The sequence below is a fragment of the Klebsiella sp. MISC125 genome (assembly GCF_051131775.1).
Classification (GTDB): domain Bacteria; phylum Pseudomonadota; class Gammaproteobacteria; order Enterobacterales; family Enterobacteriaceae; genus Klebsiella.
The window spans coordinates 2,039,686-2,061,961 of the sequence record NZ_CP180448.1; the positions used below are offsets into that span (position 1 = coordinate 2,039,686).

9 protein-coding genes are annotated in these 22,276 nt (G+C 58.1%); all 9 read right to left on the minus strand.

Annotated features, from left to right (window positions below; genetic code table 11):
* Window positions 1-251: 251 nt before the first annotated feature.
* The 9 genes from ACMYSL_RS09715 to ACMYSL_RS09755 all read right to left on the minus strand — a co-directional run bounded on the left by ACMYSL_RS09715 (window position 252) and on the right by ACMYSL_RS09755 (window position 22,265).
* Window positions 252-713 (minus strand): YehR family lipoprotein, encoded by a 462-nt coding sequence (locus tag ACMYSL_RS09715; RefSeq protein ID WP_110277434.1) that lies wholly within the window; start codon window positions 711-713, stop codon window positions 252-254.
* A gap of 15 nt (window positions 714-728) precedes the next feature.
* Entirely contained in the window at window positions 729-2,723 is a 1,995-nt protein-coding gene (locus ACMYSL_RS09720; RefSeq protein ID WP_434662431.1) for an SWIM zinc finger family protein, read from the minus strand.
* Window positions 2,720-3,856 (minus strand): VWA domain-containing protein, encoded by a 1,137-nt coding sequence (locus ACMYSL_RS09725; protein WP_434662434.1) that lies wholly within the window; start codon window positions 3,854-3,856, stop codon window positions 2,720-2,722. Before ACMYSL_RS09725 ends, ACMYSL_RS09720 begins: the two co-directional genes overlap by 4 nt.
* Entirely contained in the window at window positions 3,856-6,141 is a 2,286-nt protein-coding gene (locus ACMYSL_RS09730) for a DUF5682 family protein (RefSeq protein ID WP_434662436.1), read from the minus strand. The genes ACMYSL_RS09725 and ACMYSL_RS09730 overlap by 1 nt, the downstream gene beginning before the upstream one ends.
* Before the next feature lie 10 nt (window positions 6,142-6,151).
* The gene (locus ACMYSL_RS09735; RefSeq protein ID WP_434662439.1) at window positions 6,152-7,240 is read right to left on the minus strand and encodes an ATP-binding protein; all 1,089 of its coding nucleotides are present in this window, start codon (window positions 7,238-7,240) and stop codon (window positions 6,152-6,154) included.
* Between the two features lie 152 nt (window positions 7,241-7,392).
* Window positions 7,393-10,980, minus strand: a complete 3,588-nt coding sequence (locus ACMYSL_RS09740) for a DUF4132 domain-containing protein (RefSeq protein WP_434662442.1) — start codon at window positions 10,978-10,980, stop codon at window positions 7,393-7,395.
* Window positions 10,981-10,994: 14 nt separating this feature from the next.
* Window positions 10,995-14,735 (minus strand): DUF4132 domain-containing protein, encoded by a 3,741-nt coding sequence (locus ACMYSL_RS09745; RefSeq protein ID WP_434662444.1) that lies wholly within the window; start codon window positions 14,733-14,735, stop codon window positions 10,995-10,997.
* 12 nt (window positions 14,736-14,747) lie between these two features.
* On the minus strand, window positions 14,748-18,512 hold the full coding sequence (locus ACMYSL_RS09750; protein ID WP_434662447.1) for a DUF4132 domain-containing protein: 3,765 nt from the start codon (window positions 18,510-18,512) through the stop codon (window positions 14,748-14,750).
* A gap of 12 nt (window positions 18,513-18,524) precedes the next feature.
* Window positions 18,525-22,265: a DUF4132 domain-containing protein gene (locus tag ACMYSL_RS09755; protein ID WP_434662449.1), complete on the minus strand. Its 3,741-nt coding sequence runs from the start codon at window positions 22,263-22,265 to the stop codon at window positions 18,525-18,527.
* Window positions 22,266-22,276: the final 11 nt, after the last annotated feature.

Here is a 22,276-nt window from a genome sequence, read left to right on the forward strand (position 1 = left end):
ACGGCCCCGATGCATCAACCTGGCGCATTCCCCGGAGGCGGCGCTTGCCGCGCCTGTCCGGGCTACCGGCCCGCAGACAACTGTGAGCCTGTAGCCCGGTCAGCGCAGCGCCACCGGGAAGAAACGGCTCCGATGCATCAACCTGGCGCATTCCCCGGAGGCGGCGCTTGCCGCGCCTGTCCGGGCTACCGGCCCGCAGACAACTGTAAACCTGTAGCCCGGCTCAGCGCAGCGCAAGCCGGGAATTGACGTTATTTCACCTCTTTAAATCCCTGCGACGTCAGCATTTTTTCCGACTCGCTAAGCGAAATAAACTTTTGCGCGCAATCGGTAAAACTAGCACCTGGCAGTTTGCACAGGTCGCTGATTTTGACCTGATTAAAGTCGATGGAGAGATGCTCCTGTGCGTAGCTCTCCTTATAGTCCACCTTGTGCGTGACGCCTTTAATGCTGCCGTAAGCCGCACCGATGGGGTCGATAATCTTGCGCGCCTGCTCTTCGTTAGTCACCCCGAGTGATTTATAAGGAATGGTGTTGTCCGCATCCTGACGCGTCACGATGTCCCCTTTGTAGTGATAGGTGAACGTCAGCTCAACGCCGTTCATGGTGTTGCTAAAGGCTTTAACCTCGTCTTTTTTGTTATCGCACCCGACCAGCGCCGCCAGCAACACGGTTGCGCTCAGGATAGTGACGATCTTGCGGTTGAATTGCATAACGATTCCCTTTGTTTAATATTGTGCCATTTGCAGCTGTAGATAGAGTAAAGCTAACGTATTCAATGTGTTGTCTGGTGTGGCTGATTTATTCTCATGCAGCTGGCGCAGCAAACGAGCCAGCTGGTTAAAGCCTTGCTCCGCCAGTTCATCGGCCAGCGTACTCGCTTCGCGAAAAAGGTTCTGTTGTTGGTAGCGTAGACCATTATGCAGGAGTTGGATTAACACCTCCTGGCAACGCTGTAAAAGCAATCCCGTCTGAGATACCGCCGGGGAGAAATCGGCGGCGGGCAACGGCCCTGCGGGTTGCGGTTCGGCATCCAGCGCCCAGGCCCGCGAGCGGGTCATCATCACCAGCGGTTCCAGGGTGAGCTGTCCATGACTAAACGTGACCATCCCGGAAACCATCACCACAGGATCGTCTTCTTGCCCCAGCAGCACCGCCATTCGCTCAACGGCATAAGGCGCGCTGGCGGAAGCGGGGAGCGACAGATGCAGAAGATTATCTTGCCCCACGCCGCTGATAACCTGCGCATCCAGCGTTTGCCGCGCCGCATCCCAGCCCACGGCAAGGCACGCCTCAATCGGCAAAATAAATAAATTATCCACCTGGTTGAGCGGACGTACGCAGGCCGGGGCGCGCTGGTGCAGATATTCGCGCAGCGCCGCCACGCCCGGCTGGCGCAGTGGCGCATTGAGCATAAGCCAGGCGTCCGGGGTGAGCGGAACGTTGCTGCTCAGGCGGTGGCGTGTGCCCAGCAGCAGTTCGCCATTGGCATTACGCCGCGCAGATTGGGAAATGATTTGCCCGCCCGCCAGCGCCCCAGCCTGAAAAGTAAACAGGCGACGCTGCCATGCCGGGCTTTGCACCCGTTCAGCCAGCGGCCAGCTGCGCGATAAATGCAGGATGCTGCCGGTGTCCGGATCGCTAAACCAGATGCGTAAACCATACTGGCGATTATCCTGCCAGCTGCGCATGCCTAAAGAGATAAGCCGCACGTGGTCGAGCTGTGCCTCACCGGCAACGCCCAGACCGACGATAGTGCGCCACGGCAGAGGCGGAACGGCAAGTTGCGCCATGTGCCCGGCGCTCTCAAGGCGGGCGTTAAGACCGGCGAGCTGAGCGAGTAGCTGCGCGGGGTGATAATAGCTGGCACGCTGCTGGAACGCATCGACGCTCTGGCGAACCTCTTCAAGCGCCCCGACGACCCAGCGCCAGTTGGCTGCATGCGCTGCACGCTGTGCGCGGGTAAACGCGGCGTCAAGATTGATCGGCGGCTGGCTGATACCGCCTTGCCACAGAAGGTGGCTTAGCTGCTGGAGGCTGTGCCGGCAGGCTTCGCCCTCCGGGGTATCAAACGGACCCCCGCTGGCGGCGACCTTGCGGCTGCGGGTTTGCCAGACCAGATGAGTAAAGCCGGGCTGCTGGGCTTCGGCGTCGGTAAATGCCTGTACCGCAAGCGCCACATGTTCGCATAGCGATCCTTCCACACAATCGCAGCGGGCAAAGCGGATGCTGCTGCGGGAGTAAAAACGCACATCGCTCATTGGCAGCTTTGCCGAAGGCATTTCGCCAGGTAAGCAAAACAGCTCCACAGCTAACCCTTTATCCGCTAACTGCTGCGCCCGCTTACGGACGGCGTCGGGTAGGGTCGCCAGCTCTTCCTGCCACAATCCAGGATGCCAGCGCTCGGTATTTTCCGTCGCCTCTTCGGGTACGTCGTCGCTGACATTGGCGCGCTGATAGCTCAGCACCAGCATCACGCGATGGCGGCACATGCCGCTGGCGCCGCAGGTGCAACTGGACTCTTTCAGCGCCTGGTCCTTTGCCAGCCGGGTGCGGACTCCATCGTTAAACAGAGCGGTGAGCGTACCAGCATCATCCTGCTCCAGCTCGGGAATATTACCGCTATCCAGCTCTTTGATACTGCGTTTAACGAATCCGGCATTGCTCAGCGCCATCAGCGCCTGCTGCGTAAGCTCGAGTAATTCAGGGCGTAAAGGCATCATGATTGCAAATTCTCCGCTAGCCAGGCAGCCAGTTCACCGGGGGTCATCGCGGCGATTTGTGCCCCAACATTAACCAGAGACTGAGCCATCTCGTGGTCATAACAGGGCGATGCCGTATTGTCTAAGGCCGCCAGCCCGAGGACCTTGATACCGCTTTGTACGCTCTGCTTCACCTGGTGAATCAACAGGGATGTCGCGCCGCCTTCAAAAAAATCGCTCACCAGCACGATGACGCTTTTTTGCGGCTGTTCAATGAGCTGCCGGGCATACTCCACCGCCTGGGCGATGTTGGTACCGCCGCCAAGCTGGACTTTCATCAGCAACTCGACCGGGTCGGCGACGTCGGCGGTGAGATCTACCACGCTGGTATCAAAGGCCACCAGGTGAGTGCGGATACCCGGTAGTTGCCACAAACAGGCCGCCATGACGGCGGAATGAATAACGGAATCCACCATCGAACCGCTCTGATCGACCAGCAAAACCAACTGCCATTTTTCGCTATGGCGCTTAATGCGGCTGATAAACTTCGGTGATTCAATGTACAGTTTGCCGCGCTGCGGGTCCCAGTGCTTCAGGTTAGCGCGCAGAGTGTTTTTGAAGTCGAAATTGCGCGCCAGCGGGATGCGCGAGGGACGCTGACGGTCGCGTACGCCGGAAAAGGCCTGGCGAACCTCTTTTGCCAGCCGGGCCATGATTTGCTCGACCACCTGACGCACCAGCTTGCGGGCGGCGTTCAGTACATCCGGGTTCATCAAATGTTTGGTATGCAGCACTGCACGCAGCAGGCTTTCGGAAGGTTCGATGCGTTCCAGCACCTCCAGATTAGTCACTACCTCATCAATGCCGTAGCGCAGCACCGCATCACTCTCGAGTCGTTCGATGACCTGTTGCGGAAAAAGCGTATGGATGGCGTTGATCCACTCGGGCGTCGTCAGGTTCGAGCCCTCCAGCCCGCCCTGGCGTTCGCCGCGCTGTAGGCGTTCAGGGTCGCGGCCATATAGCCACTCCAGCGCCTGGTCCATTTGGCAGGCGCGTTCATCGAGCCCGCCAAGGCTGTTTTCGGCGGCTTCGCCTAAAATCAGCCGCCAGCGCTGGAGTTCACGGGTGGTCAGAAGATCGGATAGCGTATGCATTAGCGAATTCCCCAGTGCTGCAGCGCTGCCAGCGCCTGCTGTTCTAGCTGCTGATGACGAGTAAAGCGTTCCGGCGAACAGGGGATCGGTGCCTGAAGCACCTGCGTCGGCAGCATGGTCATGTGATAGTGATCGAGTACCTGACGCGCCAGCGCACCGCGTTCGCGTGGTGGCAGCCAGGCCATCGCCGCGCGTAAATCCGGCAGGGCGAGAATGAACTCATCTTCTGCCAACCGAGAAAGCAATTCGCTGAATCCGGCGATAAACGCGGGCTGGCAGGTCAACTGATGGCGGGCTAGCGCCAGCATGCCGTGTACAGCTTCCCCCAGCCGCTGCGACGGCAACTGCGCCAATAACGTCAGGGCCGCTTCAGCAGTTGCAGCGGGATGCTCAAGGCGAAGCAGTGCGCCGAGCGCCGCGCCGCGGTCGAGCGGGGCGGCATCGAACGCTCTCATACGCCGTTCAAATAAGGCCAGGGCGGCACTGAGCGACACCCCGGGTAAAACGCTGCCGTTTTGCATATCGCGCAGAATATGGCACAGCGTCTGCCAGCTATGTAGATGGGCATGAAACTGCGCCTCTTCGGCAACGCCGCTGGACTCGCAGAGCCATAGCGTCCTGTCAAGCGCCGCGCAGAGCGTAGTTTGCAGCACCACGGCATCTTGCATACCGCTGATATCGTCCAGACGCCACAGTGCGTAAAGCACCTCCAGCGCCGGGCCCATTTCGGCGAACTGGCTCTCCCGGGCAATAAGCTGCGCCAACTGATCCAGCATCTGCTGGCTGAAGGTAGATAGCCCCGCCAGTGCCGCCTGGTTCAGGCTGGCGGCCAGGCCACGGATGCCGATGGAATCCAGCATGTCTACCTCAAGCCGCTGGCGCGCGGCCTCTGCCAGGGAGGCACCGTAGCAGGCGGCTTCAATCAGCGCGGCATGCTGTTCCAGCGGACGAAACAGCGACCAGCATTCTTCGCCGTCGCCGGAAAGCGTCATTGCGCTGCCCTGTCGCCGCCGGATCCCTGGAATATCGAGGATGGCCAGCCGATGCAGTACCTGACTTTTCGCAAGCTCGCCGGGTTCAAAGCGGTTGAGGGTCAGGCTACCGGACAGGGTAATACCGACCCGGGCCAGCTCGTGCTCCACATCCAGCGGTAGCGGGGGCTGCGGTGTTCCCGACGCCAGCTTGCCGAAGCCAGAACCTGCCAACGCATCGACCATTGTCAGCAGGATCGGGTCGGTATCCGGATGAATCACGCCGCGATAGCTCCATGGCAGCCGGGCGTTCAGCGCTTCTTTAATCAGCGACCCCGCCAGCGCATCAAGCCAGTCGCAACGTAGCGGCTGGGCGTGACCGCGAAGCTGCGCCAGCGCCATGGCGCGTAGATGGGCGGCGGCGAGATCGGCCGTGGAGGCGGGCAGGCGACGCTGGCGTAAACAGGTGAGAAGGGTTTTCAGCAGCTGTTCACCAGCCTGCTGCTGACCGAGCTGCCAGCACCATTTCTGCCACACCGGCGCGGGCATCCCGGAAAGATAGCCTGCCAGCACGTCCAGGCGCTTTTCGCTATAGGGCGTCAGATAGCAGCCGGTGATGGCCTCGGGCGTCGGCGAAGGCGGGCATTCAGGCTCCTGCGTTTGCGCCGGGCAGTTTCGCCATTGCGCGGCCAGCGCCGGGGCATGCCAACCGCCGCACACCACCACTACCGCGCCGTCATTTTGCCCCATCGCCCATGCCAGCCAGCGGGCCATAAAGACTTCGCGCTGGTGGTTGTTTTCACCACCGCTTTCGTCGCCGCGCAGGCGGATAAAGTAAGTCTCCAGCGCCTGCTTCAGGTCAGCGCGCTGGGTTTCGTCTTCAAACAGGTGATCCCACAGGGTATCGGTATTCTCCATCCCGCTGGCCTGGAGCAGGCGCTGCTGGTCATCGGCGCGGCGAGCGTCAGGAACGTCTTCATCGTCCTCACTCTGCGCCCACACCGGCAGATCGATAAATCGGACGTGCGCCCCGGTTGCGCGTGCGGCCAGCAGCGCCTGCCATTCCGGAGAAAATTCAGCGAACGGCGTCCAGGCTCCGCGCCCGGCCGTGCCGCCGTCCTGATGCTGGCAGTAGCTGTAGATGGCGATGGGCAACTGATGAGGTAAAAACAGCTCATCCAGCCGATGATTAAAATCCGCTGGGCCTTCAATCAATACGTAGCGCGGACGCGTTTGTTCAATCTGTTCCTTCACCAGCCTGGCGCAAGCCGGGCTGTGATGACGAATGCCGATAATTAACGGCTGCTCAGGCATGCGTGTTCCCTCACGGCAGGCGGTGACGGGCTTGATAATAGGCCTGCCAGTGGGCTTCTTTATGCGTGCCGACGCGTTGTTCAAAATAGCGACGCAGGCGGGCGCGGTCATCTTCATTATCTTTAATGATGGTCCCGGCGATGCAATCCACCAGATCGGCGGGCTCCCCGGCACGGCTGGCTAAAAACCACGCCCGCACCCCGACGGCGTGGGCGACGTTAACCGCTTCGGCGGTGGACATAATGGCGTTGAGGGTATCCATTGATGTTTTCTTGCCACCGTCGGCGCGCAGATCGCGGAAGGTATGCACCAGCAGCTCCAGCACGGCATCGGGCACTTTATACGGGATGCCGCTATGCTCCAGCAGCCGGGCCGAGGCGCTGGCCACCAGCTCCAGCTCCTGCTGAAAATCCATAATCGGAAAGACGGTTTCGAAGTCGAAGCGGCGTTTCAGCGCCGCGCTCATTTCGTTAACTCCGCGATCGCGGGTGTTGGCGGTGGCGATAATATTAAATCCGGCGCGGGCGTACAGCTGGCTGTCATCGCCGGTCAGTTCCGGGATCGCCATTACGCGATCGGAAAGCATCCCCAGCAGGCAGTCCTGAACTTCCAGCGGGGTGCGGGTGATCTCTTCAAAGCGAACGATTTTACCGTCGCGCATTCCCTGATACAGCGGGGCGGGCACCAGCGCCTGTGTCGACGGCCCCTGGTTTATCAGTAATGCATAGTTCCACGCGTATTTGATTTGATCTTCCGTAATGGCCGCGCCGCCCTGGATAGTGAGCCCGGCGTCGCCGCAAACGGCGGTGGCCAGCAGCTCGGAGAGCAGTGATTTCGCGGTTCCCGGTTCGCCCACCAGCATCAGGCCGCGCCCGGTCGCCAGGGTTACCAGCATCCGTTCGACGGCGGCGGGACTGATAACCACCTTGCGGCTAATATTGCGATCGCTATCGCCAAGGATGAAAGTCCGCGCCGCCGGCAGGCTCAACTGCCAGCCGGGCGGGCAAGGGAGCGAGTCATCCTGCTTAAGCCGCGCGAGTTCGTCGGCATACAGTACGGCAGCCGGCGGGCGCTGAAGATGTTTTTCCTGTGGTGACATATTTCTTCCTTAAAGAGTTATATTTAGCGCAATATCTCCCTGCGTATTCTGAGGTCACAAAGGCGCGTTCGGTAAGTGGAGCTAAAAAGTCAATATTCGACTCATGTGGTGAGTCGAATATTGTTGCTAATTGACTCACCACGTTTGTCACACTAGCGGGAAATAATCTCTATTGTGTTTAGCGCTTCGCTGAGATCCTGAGGATCGAGCCGGGAGAATGCAACGGGTTGTTCGCCGTAATAGAGCGTTATCGCGCCAAACTGCTGAGGGGCTTTAGCGTCTATGCTGTAGTGAACAAACCCCGGCGTGATTTCCAGTATCAGCCGATGCTGAGCAACATCGTAACAGAAATAGCTTTCGCTACCTTGCCACCAGCCCCGGCTGCGAATCCCCAACAGCTGTCCGCAGGTGGTTGATTTGCCCTGCCAGCGAGTTAGCTTGCTTCGCGTTGCTTCTTCCCCACACAGCAGCACCGTCCGGCGCGCCAGCTGACGGAATGGCTGCAACAGCAGGTAGTCGTTGAGGATTTGTTCGAACGCCGCGCGCGTTTCATCACCCATTTCCAATGGATGGGCGATGCCGAACACGGCATTCTCCGGCAGCGTGATGGATTCATCCTGGCTATCGCAGAATTCGCCCTCTGCTGCGACGCGAAAGGCGTTGAGCAGACGTCGTGGTTCATTCGCTGCGTAAACTCCCCACACTAAGCGCCGGGTCAGATGGCTGGTCAGCGGGTGGTCGACAAACAGCGCCTGAAACTCAGTTCGACTCCAGCGCCGTGCCAGCCGTAGCGCACTTTCCAGGTGCGGCAGCAGACGTTTGGCTACCTGGGTCGCATCTTTTTTCAGACCTTTCAGTCGGGCCAGCGCTTCTGCGGCTTTGGTCTGCTCATCCTCGGCGCGCAGGCGCGGAATACTTTTTTGCCGCGCTCCCTGCTGGTCGTATATCACCGGCAGCAGGTTTTCATCAAAGCGCACGCTAAAGCTACGGGTACCAAAGTCAAAGGTCAGCGCACTGGCGTCGTCCAGCCCCAGCGTCGGCGTCAGCCGGTCTTGCAGTTGCTCTTCGCTCAGGTCGCGCGCTTCGGCAACCTCTTTAAGATACTGTTCCGCGCTCTCGCGCAGCGGGCGCGATTTGGCGCGCAGTGAAACATGGTGCAGCTGGAGTAATGACATATCGCTGCCGATGCGGGTGAGGAGATGCAGCCCGCTGGCGGCGCGTGCCGATTTCCCCTCCTGCGGCCAGGCGAGGATTAACGCAGTCAGACAGCGTACGGTGCTTTCATCACCGAAGATACCCAGCGTCTGAAATGCCCAGTTCTCTTTGGCGGGAGCCCCTGCGCTTTGCCAGGCGTTAAACAGATCCCAGGCAAAAGTGGCCAGCGACTGGGGCTGACAGGCGGCTTTGACAATATCCAGTCCGCAGTAATGATGGCCACCCTGGGCGAAGCGCAGCATCTCGCCAAGGATCTCCAGCGCCTCGTCGGTTAGCGGCTGGTCGTTGCCAATCAGTCGTGGCCTGCGCCAGAGCGCGGGCTGCCAGAAGTCTGGCGCTTTCGGCGTCCGGGTCGGGTAGTTGTCCAGCGGGTCCTGCGTCAGGAGTAGTTTCAGGGCCGCCCACAGCTGCGGTTCGTTCCAGCGCAGGGCGACCGTTTGCAGCAGCGCTTCGTGACCTTGCTGGTATAGCAAGCGCAGGGCGTTAATCGCCGCTTCGCGGTTATCGCCCGCTTTGTCGAACGCCTGCGGGATTAGCGCGGTGGCGGCGTGTTCCGGCCATTGCAGTAGCCACTCGCGGGCGAGGTTGCTCTGCGCCTGGAAACGTCGCCAGAGGCGGGCGACCGGTAGCGCCAGTTCCGTCGCACCGATATGAATCAGCAGCGGAAAGATCTCTTTTGGCCGATGCTGAAGCGCCAGATGCAAGCCGGGCAGGGCATCCGTCCCGAGGATGCTCAACAGGTATTCGGCCCCAACGAATTTGAAATTCTCTTCATTGATGCGCTGCCATAGCGTCACAGCCTGCTCGCGGGGCAACTGCATCAGCAGATAAAGATTCCAGCAGTCGTTGGGTTTATAGCCTTCGTCAAGATAGTCTCGCCAGGCCTGCAGCAGCACCTCGCTATTACCGCTGTGCAGTGCCTTAACGGCAGCTTCACACCATCCCGTTTTATTACTGTAGACGCTATACGATGATCCCAAATGCCCTTGCCGCCCATTCAACGTATATTGATGGAACAGATAATCCATGTCCTCAAAGCCCAGCTCTTGTAATACAACGCCCCCTTTACGGCTAAGGCGCTCAGGCAGCGGCAGGTCGTTAAAGAAACAGGCTGGCTTGCTGGTGGCCAGCGCCTCTCTTTCCCCCTGTTGCCAGTATTCCTGCGGCGCAACCTGGAGTACGGGAAGCTCAAAGCGCGGGCTTGCAGCTTTTTTCTTTTTGCCGCGCCACGGCGGCGAGAGCAGGATCTCCGGCAGGCTGGCGCTATCGGTGATCGTTGTGACACCTGAAGAAATCGATTGCTGGTACGTCACCAGAAGTTCCTGCGCCTGCGCGCTTAGCCAGGGACTGACTTCTTCAGCCAGCTGCGGATGCGTATTTAGCAACGCCTGAAGCAGCATGCGCCAGCCCTCAGCGCGTTTTTTCTGCTTTTGCGAGAGTTTTTTCTCTTCGATATGAGGATATCCGGGGCGAGCGGGCGGTATCGGCAGCGCCAGCAGTTCCGCCAGCGCTGCCAGCGTCGAGGCGGGGAATTTTTTGGCAAACTTCGCGACGCGCTCCTGGCTGGGTTTGTTTTTGTCCGCCACCAGCAGCAATAGCCGGATAACCTGCGGATAGTTGATTTGCGCTAGCAGGCTGCCGCAATCGTCCCGGTGTGCATACATCGCCAGCCGGGCGACCGCAGCCAGCCCCTGTTCGCGTAAAACCGCCGCGCAGGCGGCATAGCCGTAGCGGTTTTCGGAGTACATATCGCTGGCTTCGCGGTCGATAAAGACATCGCACGCATCATATCCCTCCAGGGCCATCAATGCCGTGGGATCGGTGGCAACGACTTTTAACCACTCCTTCGATGGCAGGCCCGATCTCTGAGAGCGCATTTCAGCCATTTTATTGGCGATCTCTGGTCGTTCAGGCAGCAGCAGCGCGATAAAGGGCTGACTATCCAGCGGAACATCAGGAATAGCGGCAACAAGTTTGTCGGCGCAGCGCTGCCAGATATCTTCTTTCGCCAGCGACAGATGTTTTCGCAGACGTCTATCGAAATGGGTTCCAGAGCGAAAGCCGTAATCTTTATCGGGGTGGAAAAAGAGGATATTGGGCGGCTGGAGACCGTTATGATTCATTGCGATATTCTGACGCGCAATCACCACCTCAGTCGCGTACTCGACGCCGTGCAGCTGCACGATCTCATCCAGCAGCTCAGAGCTATCGTCTTCCGCCAGCCGGGTGAGTACAGCCAGCGCCCGCGCGGGCATCGCCGGTTTTGCTTCGCCCACATAGCGGATGGCCAGGGCAATCTCTTGCTGCCACTCCGGCGTGCATTTTTCATAGTCCCAGGTGAGAACCCGAATATGCTGATACCGTCCAGGAATATCGTTCGCCAGCGCTTGAATACGCCCCTCTTCAACCAGCGGCACCGGCTCGCCCGGCCAGCGCCGGTGGCTTAACGGCTCTTTGCCCTTTTTAAAGGTCAATTCCAGCTGCGCGTCATCCGCCAGCCACGGTGGGGTTACTGCGTTGTGCATAAACGTTCCTTGTTCTATTCAAATAGCGTGTCAATGTCGTTAATCAGTTCGCTGGCGCTGACACTATCCAGTACGGAAAACGTTGCTTTTTGCGGGCCGTTGCTGCCCCAGCCGTACTGGTGCGCTTTGCCTTCCCATAGCCAGATTTCACTTAACAGCTGCTCGGCGCTCAGCTCGTCCGGCGACATGCCCACCGCGAAGCCTTCGTCGATTTCCATCACCAGCGTCCACTGTCCCAGCGGTTTGAGCATCCAGCCAATCCAGCCTGCATCCTGTGGGTCGCCGCGCAGCCAGCCTTTATTCGCCAGCCCCATTACCCGGCCGCTTGGACACTTGCGCCCGGCCCAGCGGGTTAGCTCAGAAGCAGAAAGTTCAGCGGGCGTCAGGGTGTAGCAGTTGCGATCGAGCTGACGGAACGGTGGCAGCAGTTCGTAATCGGCGAACAGTTGACCGAAGGCGGCGGCGTCTCCCGCAGGCATTTCCAGCACGTGCGGAATACCGATGCGGATCTCGTCGTCCGGCAGGGTAAAGAGATCGTCATCGGCGGTGCTGTAACTGTTGTCTTCGGCAACGCGGAAGCAGGCCAGCAGTTTGTTGTCAGCACCATAGACGCCCCATACCAGGCGACGGGTAAGATGGCGCACCAGAGGATGGCTCACCAGGAACAGGTGGAAGTTCTCCGGCGTCCAGCGTCGGCGCTGGCACATGGCGGATTCCATTCGCGCGATCTGCTGGGCGGCAATGGTGCGGGCGTCTTTTTTCAGGGCTTTGTAGCGATTAACTGACTCTGTTGCCTGCGTGTCATCATCACTCTTATTGGGTTTTGGCAGGTCTTTCAGACGACTGCCGCTTTCATCGCGCACGAACGGCTTGAGCGCCTCATCAAAGCTAACGATAAAGCGCCGCGGGCCAAAATCGAGGGTTAACGTTCCATCATCGTTCAATCCGAGATCCGGAGCGAGGCGGTCTTCCAGCTCGGCAACGGTCAGTTCGCGACTTTCGGCGATATCGCCGATTTTTTCCCGCGCGCGCTCCTGCAGGGCCTTGAACTTCAGCTTCTGAGCGATGCCGTTAAGCTGCATCAGGGCGATATCCGTGCCGATCGCGGCGAGAATATCTAACCCGACCGTGGCGCGTTTATGCTGGGATTCACCTGGCCAGACGCGGATCAGCGGCGTGAGCGCTCGGGCGGTGTCGTCGTTGCCGAGAATTCCCAGCGCGCTAAAGGCCCAGCCCTCTTTGGATGGCGCTCCGGCGGTTTGCCAGGCGCTGAACAGGTCCCAGGCGAAGGCGGCGAGTGACTCGGCAGTGCAGAGATCTTTCACCTGCTGTAAGCCGGGGTAAATGCCTTCTTCTGCCGGGAAGCGCAGCATTTCGCCGAGCGATTTTAATGCTGCGTCCGGGAGAGCCAGGCCGTTTTCTCGCAGCTGCGGGCGCGTCCAGAATGCGGGTTGGTAAAACGCAGGCAGGGCTGGAATTTTGGTCGGATGGTTATCCAGCGGATCGAGTGAGAGTAGGGCGTTAACGGCCTCCATCACCTCCGGCTGATTGTAGCGCTGTGCGACCTGCTCAAGCAGAGGCTGATGGCCGTTATCTATCAGCAGACGTAGCGCCAGACGCGCACTGTCCTGCGCTTCGCCTGCTTTACCAAAGGCAGCGGGCAGCAGGCCGGTAATGGCATGCTCCGGATAGGCCAGCAGCCACTCGCGGGCAACATCGCGCAGCGTTTTAAGTTTGTTAAAGGCGCGGGCGACCATCGGGGCCAGTTCACTGGCGGCAAACCAGATAGCGACGGATAAGTTCTCTTGCGGGTAACGTGAGAGAGAATGCATAAAGCCCGGCAGTCCGGCAAGACGCAGATACGTCATCACGTATTCCGCGCCGGTGTGCGGCTCTTTGCTGAGTATGTTCCAGGCTTGAGTTGCCTTCGCAGGCGGCAGCGCGGCGAGCATATAAAGATTCCATTCTTCCCGGAGATAAGAAGCGCGAGTGTTTTTAAATTCTGCGATCAGCTCCGGGTAATCCTGCCGTTGCCAGGCATCGGCAGCGGCATCGGAGGCGTGTTCATAGCGATTGTGGTTCTGGCTCCAGTATCGGAAGCCTAAGCGCGACAGGTACTCCTTTCCATCTTCTTTTTTGCCCAGTTCCACCTGGTGGGCATACCAGCTACGTTGTTCGAGAAGCTGCTTGCCCGCCTCTTCCGTCAGCATACAGACCGGGTCTAAGGCCAGCGGTGATAAATCCAGTTGGGGAATCGGCGATTTTTTCTTCTTCGTCGCCCACGGTGGGGAAACCAGCACCGACGGCAGCATATCGTCACTGGCGCAGTCGGCCTGCTGATTGAGTTGCTTCTGGCAGGTTTCCAGCAGCGCCGCGGCCTGCGAGGAGATCCACGGCGCGACCTGTGCGACCCGTTCCGGTCGGGCGCTCAACTGGGTCATCAGCATAATGCGCCAGCGTTTCTCTTCTTTATGCACCAGTAGCTCAGCCAATGCCGCCAGTGCTGCATGTGGGAAACGGGTGCAGGCTTGTGTCATCCGTTCATGGCAGCGTTTTCCTTGTTCGCTCACGCGGATCAGCTGCGTCAGGGCCTGCGGATGATTAACGTAGCTTATCAGCTCGCCGCACAGGTCATCGTGAACGTAGGGCGCAAAGCGGGAGATTCCGGCGACTCCCTGTTCGCGCATCACCGTCGCGTTCCAGACGCTGCCGTGGTAATAGTCGTTAAAAACATTTTCTGCCTGGTAAGGCTCCAGTGCGTTGACGACCTGCGGGTCGCGGGCAACCAGCTTCAGCCATTCTGCCGTTCTGATATTTTTATGCGCCAGCACCCGGCGGGCGATGTCGTGGGCGATATCCGGGCGTTCCGGCAGCAATAACGCGACCAGCGGCTGCTGGCCGATAGGCATATCCGGCAATGCGGCAATGAGTTTATCCACGCAGCGCTGCCAGAGTAGCTCATCGGCAAGGGCCAGATGCGCACGCAGGCGAACGTCGAACATATTCGCTCCACGAGCCGATACTGGTTCTGCGAGAAAGGTGACCTGAACGGTTTGATAATTATATTCAAATTCAATGTGCTGTAGGGCGATAAACACTTCAACGGCGTATTCCAGCCCGTAGACGTGAACAATTTCGTCCATCAGCTCGGGATTGTCACCACTGCGCCAGCCACGGCGAGTTGCCACGGCGACCTGAACCGCCAGCGCGGCTGGTGATAGCTGGCCATCGGTGAGAGCTTCATTGATGACTTGCTGCCAGTATGCGGAGCAGTCGGCGCTATTGAAGGTGACGGTTTTACCGGATTGTTTGTGGATCTCTTTGCCGAGGTCCATCAGTTCACTGTCCTCAGGCGTAGTAATCGGTTCGCCGGGGAAGAGGCGCGAAGGGAGCGCTTGCGCAAGGAGTTCATCCGACAACGGCAATTCGGCATCGTCCGCCAGCCACGGGCGGGTAACGTCAACAGGCGTGGGAACGCGCTCCGGCTGTGGGGATGCTGTCGTGGCGACTGGCTTAGAAGGCTGGCTGGCAACGGTGGGTTGCACTGCGGCGGTATCTTCAACATAGCCTTTTTTGGTTTTTTCGTTAATCAGCTTCAGTTCGGCCTTGCTGGCGGCGACGCTATCGGCAAAGGTTTTAATCTGACTCTGGCCGCTGGTGCCGACCTTACCCCAGCTCAAATGCAGCTCGTTGTCCTGCTGCTCTACTGCCCAAAATTTGTGAGATTTTTCGTCGTGATAAATAAATGTTTTCATGACCAATTCCTTTTAATCAAACAGTGATTCGATATCGTTAATCAGCTCGCTAGCGGTAATCATATCGATTGATGAGAATGGGTACACTGTTTTCCGGGATCCATGTTTACAAAGCTGAATATGCGTCAACTCCTGAGTTTTGCTAACCTGATCAACCGATAATCCCACCGTGAAACCTGGCATAACTTCAAGCTCGACATAGCCATCATCGACGGGTTTATAGAAGGTATAGACTCCGCCTGCGTCGCGGGCTTCGCCTCGTTGCCAGCCTTTATGGACCAGCCCGGCCACGCGTCCGCTCAGGGCTTCACGTCCGGCCCAACGCTGGAGATCTGTGCTGGCCTGTTCAGCTTCGCGCAGGGCATAACAATTGCGGTCAAGCTGGCGGAACGGCGGCAGCAGTTCGTAATCGGCAAACAGCTGGCCGAAGGCGGCGATGTCCTGCGGAGAAATTTCCAGCACGTGCGGAATACCGATTTGCCCTTCCGGCAGGTTGAACGGATTATCCTCGGCATCGCTGTAGCTGTTGTCTTCGGCTACGCGAAAGCAGGTAAGCAGGGTGTTTTCTTCGCTATAGACGCCCCATACCAGGCGGCGGGTGATGTGGCGCACCAGCGGATGCTCGACGAGGAACAGGCGGAACTGCTCCTGCGTCCAGCGGCGGCGCAGGCACATGGCGGATTCCAGGCGCATGATTTGTTGGGCGGCGACGGTGCGGGCATCTTTTTTCAGCAGTTTGTAGCGGTTGACCGCCTCCGTTGCCCGCGTTTCGTCATCGCTTTTGTTGGGTTTCGGTAGATCTTTCAGGCGGCTGCCATTTTCGTCGCGTACAAACGGCTTGAGGGCTTCATCGAAGCTGACGGAAAAGCGGCGCGGACCGAAGTCGAGGGTCAGGGTGCCGTTATCGTCCAGGTCGAGATCGGGTGCCAGGCGATCTTCCAGTTCGGCAACGGTTAGCTCGCGGCTCTCGGCAATCTTGGCGATTTTCTCGCGAGCAGATTGCTGGAGCGCTTTAAATTTCAGCTTCAGCGCGATGCCGTTAAGCTGCATCAGGGCGATATCGCTGCCGATGGCGGCAAGAATGTCCAGCCCCACGGTGGCGCGTTTATGCTGGGACTCGCCCGGCCAGGCGCGAATTAACGGCGTGAGGCGGCGCACGGTATCGTCGTTGCCGAAAATGCCCAGCGCCAGAAAGGCCCAGTTATCTTTGGCGGAGCCGCTGACGATTTCCCAGCTCTGAAACAGGTCCCAGGCAAAATCGGCCAGCGACTGCGGCGTGCAGGCCTCCAGTACCTGAACGATGCCGGGGTAGAGCATCTCTTCGCGCGGGAAGGCGAGCATGGTGCACAGGTGCTGTATTGCCTCGTCCGCCAGCGCTTTGCCGTTGCTTTTCAGCACCGGTCTGCGCCACGTGGCGGGCTGATACCACGCCGGGATCGGTGGAATTTTGATCGGGAGATTATCCAGTGGATCGCGGTCTAACAGCGCTGTAACGGCAGCAGTGACCTTCGGCTGGCCATAGCGCAGCGCGATCTGCTCAACTAGGGTGCGATAACCATTATCTATCAGCAGGCGCAGCGCCAACCGGGCGTCATTTTGCTCGCGGCCCGCTTTGCCGAATACGGTGGGCAGCAGCCCCGTAATGGCGTGTTCGGGGAATTTTAACAGCCAGGATCGGGCCAGGAGGTGTACCGATTTTAGCTGAGCAAAGGCATGCGTTATCGGCAACGCGAATTCCGTTGCGCCAAAGCCCATCATCAACGGTAGTGCCTCTTTAGGTGACGTGTCCATAAAACGCAACAGGCCGGGTAACGTGGGTAAACCAAACCATTCGACCATCGTTGCCGCATTACGGTGATAAAGCGGCGCGGCGATATTCCAGATGGCCATGGCCTGATCCGCAGGCAGGTGCGTCAGTGCGGCTAAATTAAGGTAGTTGTAGCTGCCTTTTTTCAGCATGGTTTCATAGTCGCCGCACTTCAGCGCCTGAATGGCGGCATCCCACGCGTCTTTCGCGCCGCCCGCATACCCTTGCTGGACACCTAATTTTTGTAATATCTCCTCGGCAGTGAAATGCGAGTTTTCCTGCGATTTTCGCGGCGCGTTGTCTGCGAGAGGCGTTAGCGACAAGGGGAATAATGCCAGCACTGGAAGCACGATAGTTTGCTTTTTATTCAGCCACGGCGGGGAAACTAGCACTGATGGTAATTCATTAGCGGTGGCGAATTCTTTCGTGGCGACCAGTTGCGGAAAGTAGCTGAACAGAAGCTGTTGTTGCTCCGCCGCCAGCCAGGGAAGCGTATTTTTCAGAGCCAGAGGATTGCCGAGCACAACGTGTTTCAGGAGACGTAAATAGAGCGCGCTTTTTTCATTGCTCAGGGCTTGCGTTAGCGCATAGAGGGCTGATTCAGGGTGCTTTTCGGTAAAATATTCCAGATGACGAATGTCCCTGTTCTCGTTGCTGGTCATCAGTAACGCCATTGCCTGAGGATGATTGACATCTTCAAGTGCACTCTTAACCCGATAGGCGGATATCCAGGATTTTAGCCGCGGCAGAGCACTGATCCCTTTTTCCCGCAGCAGGGTTTCAACACAGCTACGTCGCCCTATGCTGCCCCAGTTGGCAATCAGTTCCAGATGTCGGCATTTCTCCAGGAGAGCTACCGCATGAGGATCGGTAGCGACGATATTCAACCACTCCAGTTCGGGGAAGTCGTTATCGGGCACCAGTTCCAACGCTAGCTGATTGGCGATTTCTGGTTTTTCCGGTAGCAGAAAGGCGATAAGCGGGCGACGACGCGGGGCAATCGATGGCAGGGCGGCGATGAGTTTATCGGCGCAGCGCTGCCAGGTGGACTCATCGGCCAAGGAGAGGTGTTTGCGCAGATGAAAGTCAATATCGCTGAAGCCGTGTTCAAAACGCAGGTCGGTAATATTGTGGCTCAGGGTAATCACAGGTTGCGAAGATACTTGTGCCTGCTTGCCGTTTTTCAGGTCCATTAAGAGCTGCTCATAGCTATCCTCAATGGCATCGTTTGTCACAGGATCGGAGTTTGTTTGATCGGTCATCTGCACTTGCTGTAAGGCAATGACTAAGTCTGTGGCGTACTCCAGCCCCCTCTGCTGCACGAGACTATCCAGCCAGATATCAAGGCGGATTGGGCGTGTGATGATGAATCTTGCGAGAGTCAGAATGGCATCGGAGAGCAGTGAGCCTTCAGGTCGCTGCTGCTGGATGCGTAGCATTGCTTCCTCCAGAGCTTGCTGCCATTCAGGACGGCAGGCACTGGCATCGAAATGTTGCAGACAGGTGAGATAACAAGGCGTCCATAACTCTTGTGCTTTCAGCATTCCACACAGCGTGTAATCTTCATTAACCGGGTCGAGCGGTTCATCGGTGAAACGGCGATGGCTAAAGGCGTTGGTTTCATAACCCGGATCGAGAATAATCGGCTCATCATCCTTTAACCACGGCGGACTACCGGCGCTGGCAGCGGTCTCGTGTGGAGCAACTTCCGCTAACGGGGCGGAGCCTGGCTGCTGGGCCGGAACGGGAGTTGAGGCTTCGGCGACACAGTCTTCCACATAGCCTTTTTTGGTCTTCTCATTAATCAGCTTTAGCTCGGCTTTATTTGCCGCCGTTGCATCGTCGAAGGTTTTAATCTGGCTTTGCCCGCTGGTGCCGACTTTGCCCCAGCTCAGATGCAGTTCGTTATCCTGCTGCTCCACCGTCCAGAACTTATGTGATTTTTCATCCTGATAAATAAACGTTTTCATGACCAATTCCTTTTAATCAAACAGTGATTCGATATCGCTGATCAGTTCGCTGATGCTGATGGGAGCCAGGACGGAGAACGGTGTTTTCTGCGGCCCGTTGCGCCCCCAGCCGTAGTTGTGGGCATCTTTCTGCGACAGCCAGACTCCGGTCAGCTTCTGTTCGGCGCTGAATTCATCCGGCGCCATGTCCACGGAAAAGCCGTCTTCTATTTCCAGTACCAGCGTCCACTGGCCCAGCGGTTTTAACATCCAGCCGATCCAGCCGCCGTCCTGCGGCGCGCCGCGCAGCCAGCCTTTATTCGCTAGCCCTGCCACCCGTCCACTTGGACAACCGCGACCGGCCCAGCGGGTCAGGTCAACGGCGTTCTGTTCATCCGCAGTTAAGTGGTAACCGTTGCGGTCAAGCTGGCGGAACGGCGGCAGCAGTTCGTAGTCGGCGAACAGTTGCCCAAAGGCGGCGGCGTCCTGCGGGGAAATTTCCAGCACGTGCGGAATACCGATTTGCCCTTCCGGCAGGCGGAACGGATTATCTTGCGCATCGCTGTAGCTGTTGTCTTCGGCTACGCGAAAGCAGGTGAGCAGGGTGTTTTCTTCGCTATAGACGCCCCATACCAGGCGGCGGGTGATGTGTCGCACCAGCGGATGCTGGACGAGGAACAGGCGGAACTGCTCCGGCGTCCAGCGGCGGCGCAGGCACATGGCGGATTCCAGGCGCATGATTTGCTGGGCGGCGACGGTGCGGGCGTCCTTTTTCAGCGATTTATAGCGGTTGACCGCTGCGGCCGCCAGCGTTTCGTCATCGCTTTTGTTGGGTTTCGGCAGATCTTTCAGGCGGCTGCCGTTTTCGTCGCGAACAAACGGCTTGAGAGCTTCATCGAAGCTGACGGTAAAGCGGCGCGGGCCGAAGTCGAGGGTCAGGGTGCCGTTATCGTCCAGTCCCAGATCTGGGGTGAGACGGTCTTCCAGTTCAGCAACGGTCAGCTCTCGGCTCTCGGCGATATCGGTAATTTTCGCTCGTGCACGCTCCTGCAAAGCCTTAAATTTCAGCTTCTGGGCGATGCCGTTAAGCTGCATCAGGGCGATGTCGGTGCCGATGGCGGCAAGAATGTCCAGCCCCACGGTAGCGCGTTTATGCTGGGACTCCCCCGGCCAGGCGCGGATTAGCGGCGTCAGCGCGCGGGCGGTGTCGTCGTTGCCCAGAACTCCCAGAGCGCTAAAAGCCCAGCCCTCTTTTGGCGGTGCGCCAGCAGCCTGCCATGCCTCGAACAGATCCCAGGCGAAGGTCGCCAGCGAGTCCGGGGTGCAGGCGGCTTTTACCTGCAATAAACCAGGATAAAGCCCTTCCTCCTGTGGAAAACGTAGCATTGCGCCGAGATGATTTAGTGCGTCATCAGGCAGGGCTTTGCCGTTAGCGAGTTGCGGACGGGTCCACAGCGCGGGCTGATAAAAGGCCGGCAGGGCGGGGATTTTAGCCGGATGGTTATCCAGCGGATCGAGTGAGAGCAGAGCGTTGACGGCCTCCGGTACCTCCGGCTGATTGTAGCGCCGGGCGACTTCCTCAAGCAGCGGTCGGTGACCGTGATCCACCAGCAGGCGCAGCGCCAGACGGGCGTTATCCTGCGCCTCGCCCGCTTTACCCAGCGCAGCGGGCTGCAGGCCGGTGATGGCATGTTCCGGATATTTCAGCAGCCACTCGCGGGCTTCTGTTCGGCAGGTTTTACTATTGCAGAAGATATGTGCGATTTGTGGGGCTAACGGAGTCCCGCCAAAATACAGCGCCAGACCCATATTTTGCGTATATCGTGAAAGGCTGGCGGTAAGGCCGTGGATAGCATTAATGCTGAAATGCGCCATCACCTGTTTTTCACCTAAGTGAGGCTCATGCGCTAGGGCATTCCATAGACTAAGCGCTGTTTCCTCGGGCAGACCGGGAAGGATATGTAACTGCCAGTAAGGTTGATCGAGCGATCCAGTATAGAATTTTTTAAATTCTGCTTTGAGCGTTGGATAATCGTTATGCAGGTAAGCTTCGATGGCCTTGGATGGAAGAGGGCGCGGGCGGCGCTGAATATTAAATCCCAGGAGATTAACGATTCGTTCTGGGTTAGCTGACCTGGCCTCATGAGCATCTTTATTTCCATAAAGGTCTGGTGATAACCATTCTTGGCGCAGGTCCTCGGTAAGATTATCTATAGATTCCAGTGGCAGAGTTGCCAGGGATAGCTCGGGTATGCTTTGTTTTAACTTTTTTGTCATCCACGGTGGAGAGACTAGTATCGCTGGTAGCATATCGGCGTTGGCGCAGTCGGCCCGTTGGCTAAGTTGTCGCCGACAAGCTTCTAGCACCGTAGTAACCGGTGACGACAGCCACGGCAGCACCGTCTCCACCAGCTCAGGATGCGTATTGAGCTGGGTCATCAGCATCATGCGCCAGCGCTTTTCCTCTTTTTGCGCCAGCAGTTCCGCCAGCGCTGCCAGCATGGCGTGCGGGAAGCGCTTTCCGGCCTTCATCATACGTTCATGTCCGCGTTTGCCCCGCTCGCTGGCACAGATCAGCAGCATAAGGGCTTGCGGGTGGTTAATATGTATCAGCACTTCGCCACAGTTGTCGCCGTGAGCATAGGGTGCGAAGCGGGCCAGTCCGGCAATCCCTTGTTCCTGTAACACGGTCGCACAGCGGATTTTTCCTTGATAGGAGTCATCAAGTAGTTGTAACTGCTGATATTTTTCTAGTTTTTCCAGCATCCGGGTATCGGTTGCCGTTAGCTTTAGCCATTCCAGAGCATCCAACCCTTTTTGCTCGCAAAGGCGTTCGGCGATGCAGTGTGCGATTTCTGGTTTTTCTGGCAACAGGACGGCAACAAGCGGCTGGCGGCAGGAGGGCATTGTTGCCAGCGCAGCAATCAGTTTATCTGCGCAGCGCTGCCACACATCTTCTTTCGCCAGCGACAGGTGTTTACGCAGACGTATTTCGATACCCGCATAGGTTTGCCGGTCTTCAGAGGCGTCGTGAGCGGGGAAAAAGATGACGGTGTTGGCAACGTAATTCCATTCAAATTGAATGGATTGCAGCGCAATCAGAACGTCCGTAGCATATTCCAGCCCCCCTTCCTGGACGATTTGGTCCGGTAATTCCAGCATATCTTTATTATTAAAATGCGTTTCTAGCGCGACCAGTACCGCCAGAACTTGAGGCGGTAGCGCTGTGGTTATCGGCGAATCGAGCAGGGTGGTTGCCTGAGCGATCGTCTGTTGCCATTCCAGCGTGCAGGCGCTGTAATCGAAAACGACGGTTTTCTTGTAGCGCTGGTGGACGCTGTAGGCCAGCCGGTGCAGCCGGGTGAGCTTATCGGCGACCAGTACCGGATTGCCAGGCCAGTTGCGGTGGCTCAGCGTTTCGTGAGCCACTTCCGGCGGCAGCGCTATCTGCGCCTCGTCCGCCAGCCAAGGAAGGATGACGTCAGCAGGAGCTGGGGCGAGTTCAGGTGTTATTTTTGCAAGCGCTGGCATATCAGGTTTAGCCGTGACATGACCGGATACAGACATTGCGGCCTCTTCTACGTAACCTTTTTTTGTCTTCTCGTTAATCAGCTTTAGCTCGGCTTTACCCGCCGCCGTTGCATCAGCAAAGGTCTTAATCTGGCTTTGTCCGCTGGTGCCGACTTTGCCCCAGTTCAGATGTAGTTCGTTATCCTGCTGCTCCACCGTCCAGAACTTGTGCGATTTGTCATCCTGATAAACAAACGTTTTCATGACCAATTCCT

What these genes read in the sequence shown, in the direction of transcription:
- ACMYSL_RS09720 (WP_434662431.1), bottom strand. Translation starts at nt 2,723, where the DNA reads ATGATGCCTTTACGCCCTGAATTACTCGAGCTTACGCAGCAGGCGCTG.
- ACMYSL_RS09745 (WP_434662444.1), bottom strand. Translation starts at nt 14,735, where the DNA reads ATGAAAACATTTATTTATCACGACGAAAAATCTCACAAATTTTGGGCA.
- ACMYSL_RS09755 (WP_434662449.1), bottom strand. Translation starts at nt 22,265, where the DNA reads ATGAAAACGTTTGTTTATCAGGATGACAAATCGCACAAGTTCTGGACG.
- ACMYSL_RS09740 (WP_434662442.1), bottom strand. Translation starts at nt 10,980, where the DNA reads ATGCACAACGCAGTAACCCCACCGTGGCTGGCGGATGACGCGCAGCTG.
- ACMYSL_RS09730 (WP_434662436.1), bottom strand. Translation starts at nt 6,141, where the DNA reads ATGCCTGAGCAGCCGTTAATTATCGGCATTCGTCATCACAGCCCGGCT.
- ACMYSL_RS09750 (WP_434662447.1), bottom strand. Translation starts at nt 18,512, where the DNA reads ATGAAAACGTTTATTTATCAGGATGAAAAATCACATAAGTTCTGGACG.
- ACMYSL_RS09735 (WP_434662439.1), bottom strand. Translation starts at nt 7,240, where the DNA reads ATGTCACCACAGGAAAAACATCTTCAGCGCCCGCCGGCTGCCGTACTG.
- ACMYSL_RS09725 (WP_434662434.1), bottom strand. Translation starts at nt 3,856, where the DNA reads ATGCATACGCTATCCGATCTTCTGACCACCCGTGAACTCCAGCGCTGG.
- ACMYSL_RS09715 (WP_110277434.1), bottom strand. Translation starts at nt 713, where the DNA reads ATGCAATTCAACCGCAAGATCGTCACTATCCTGAGCGCAACCGTGTTG.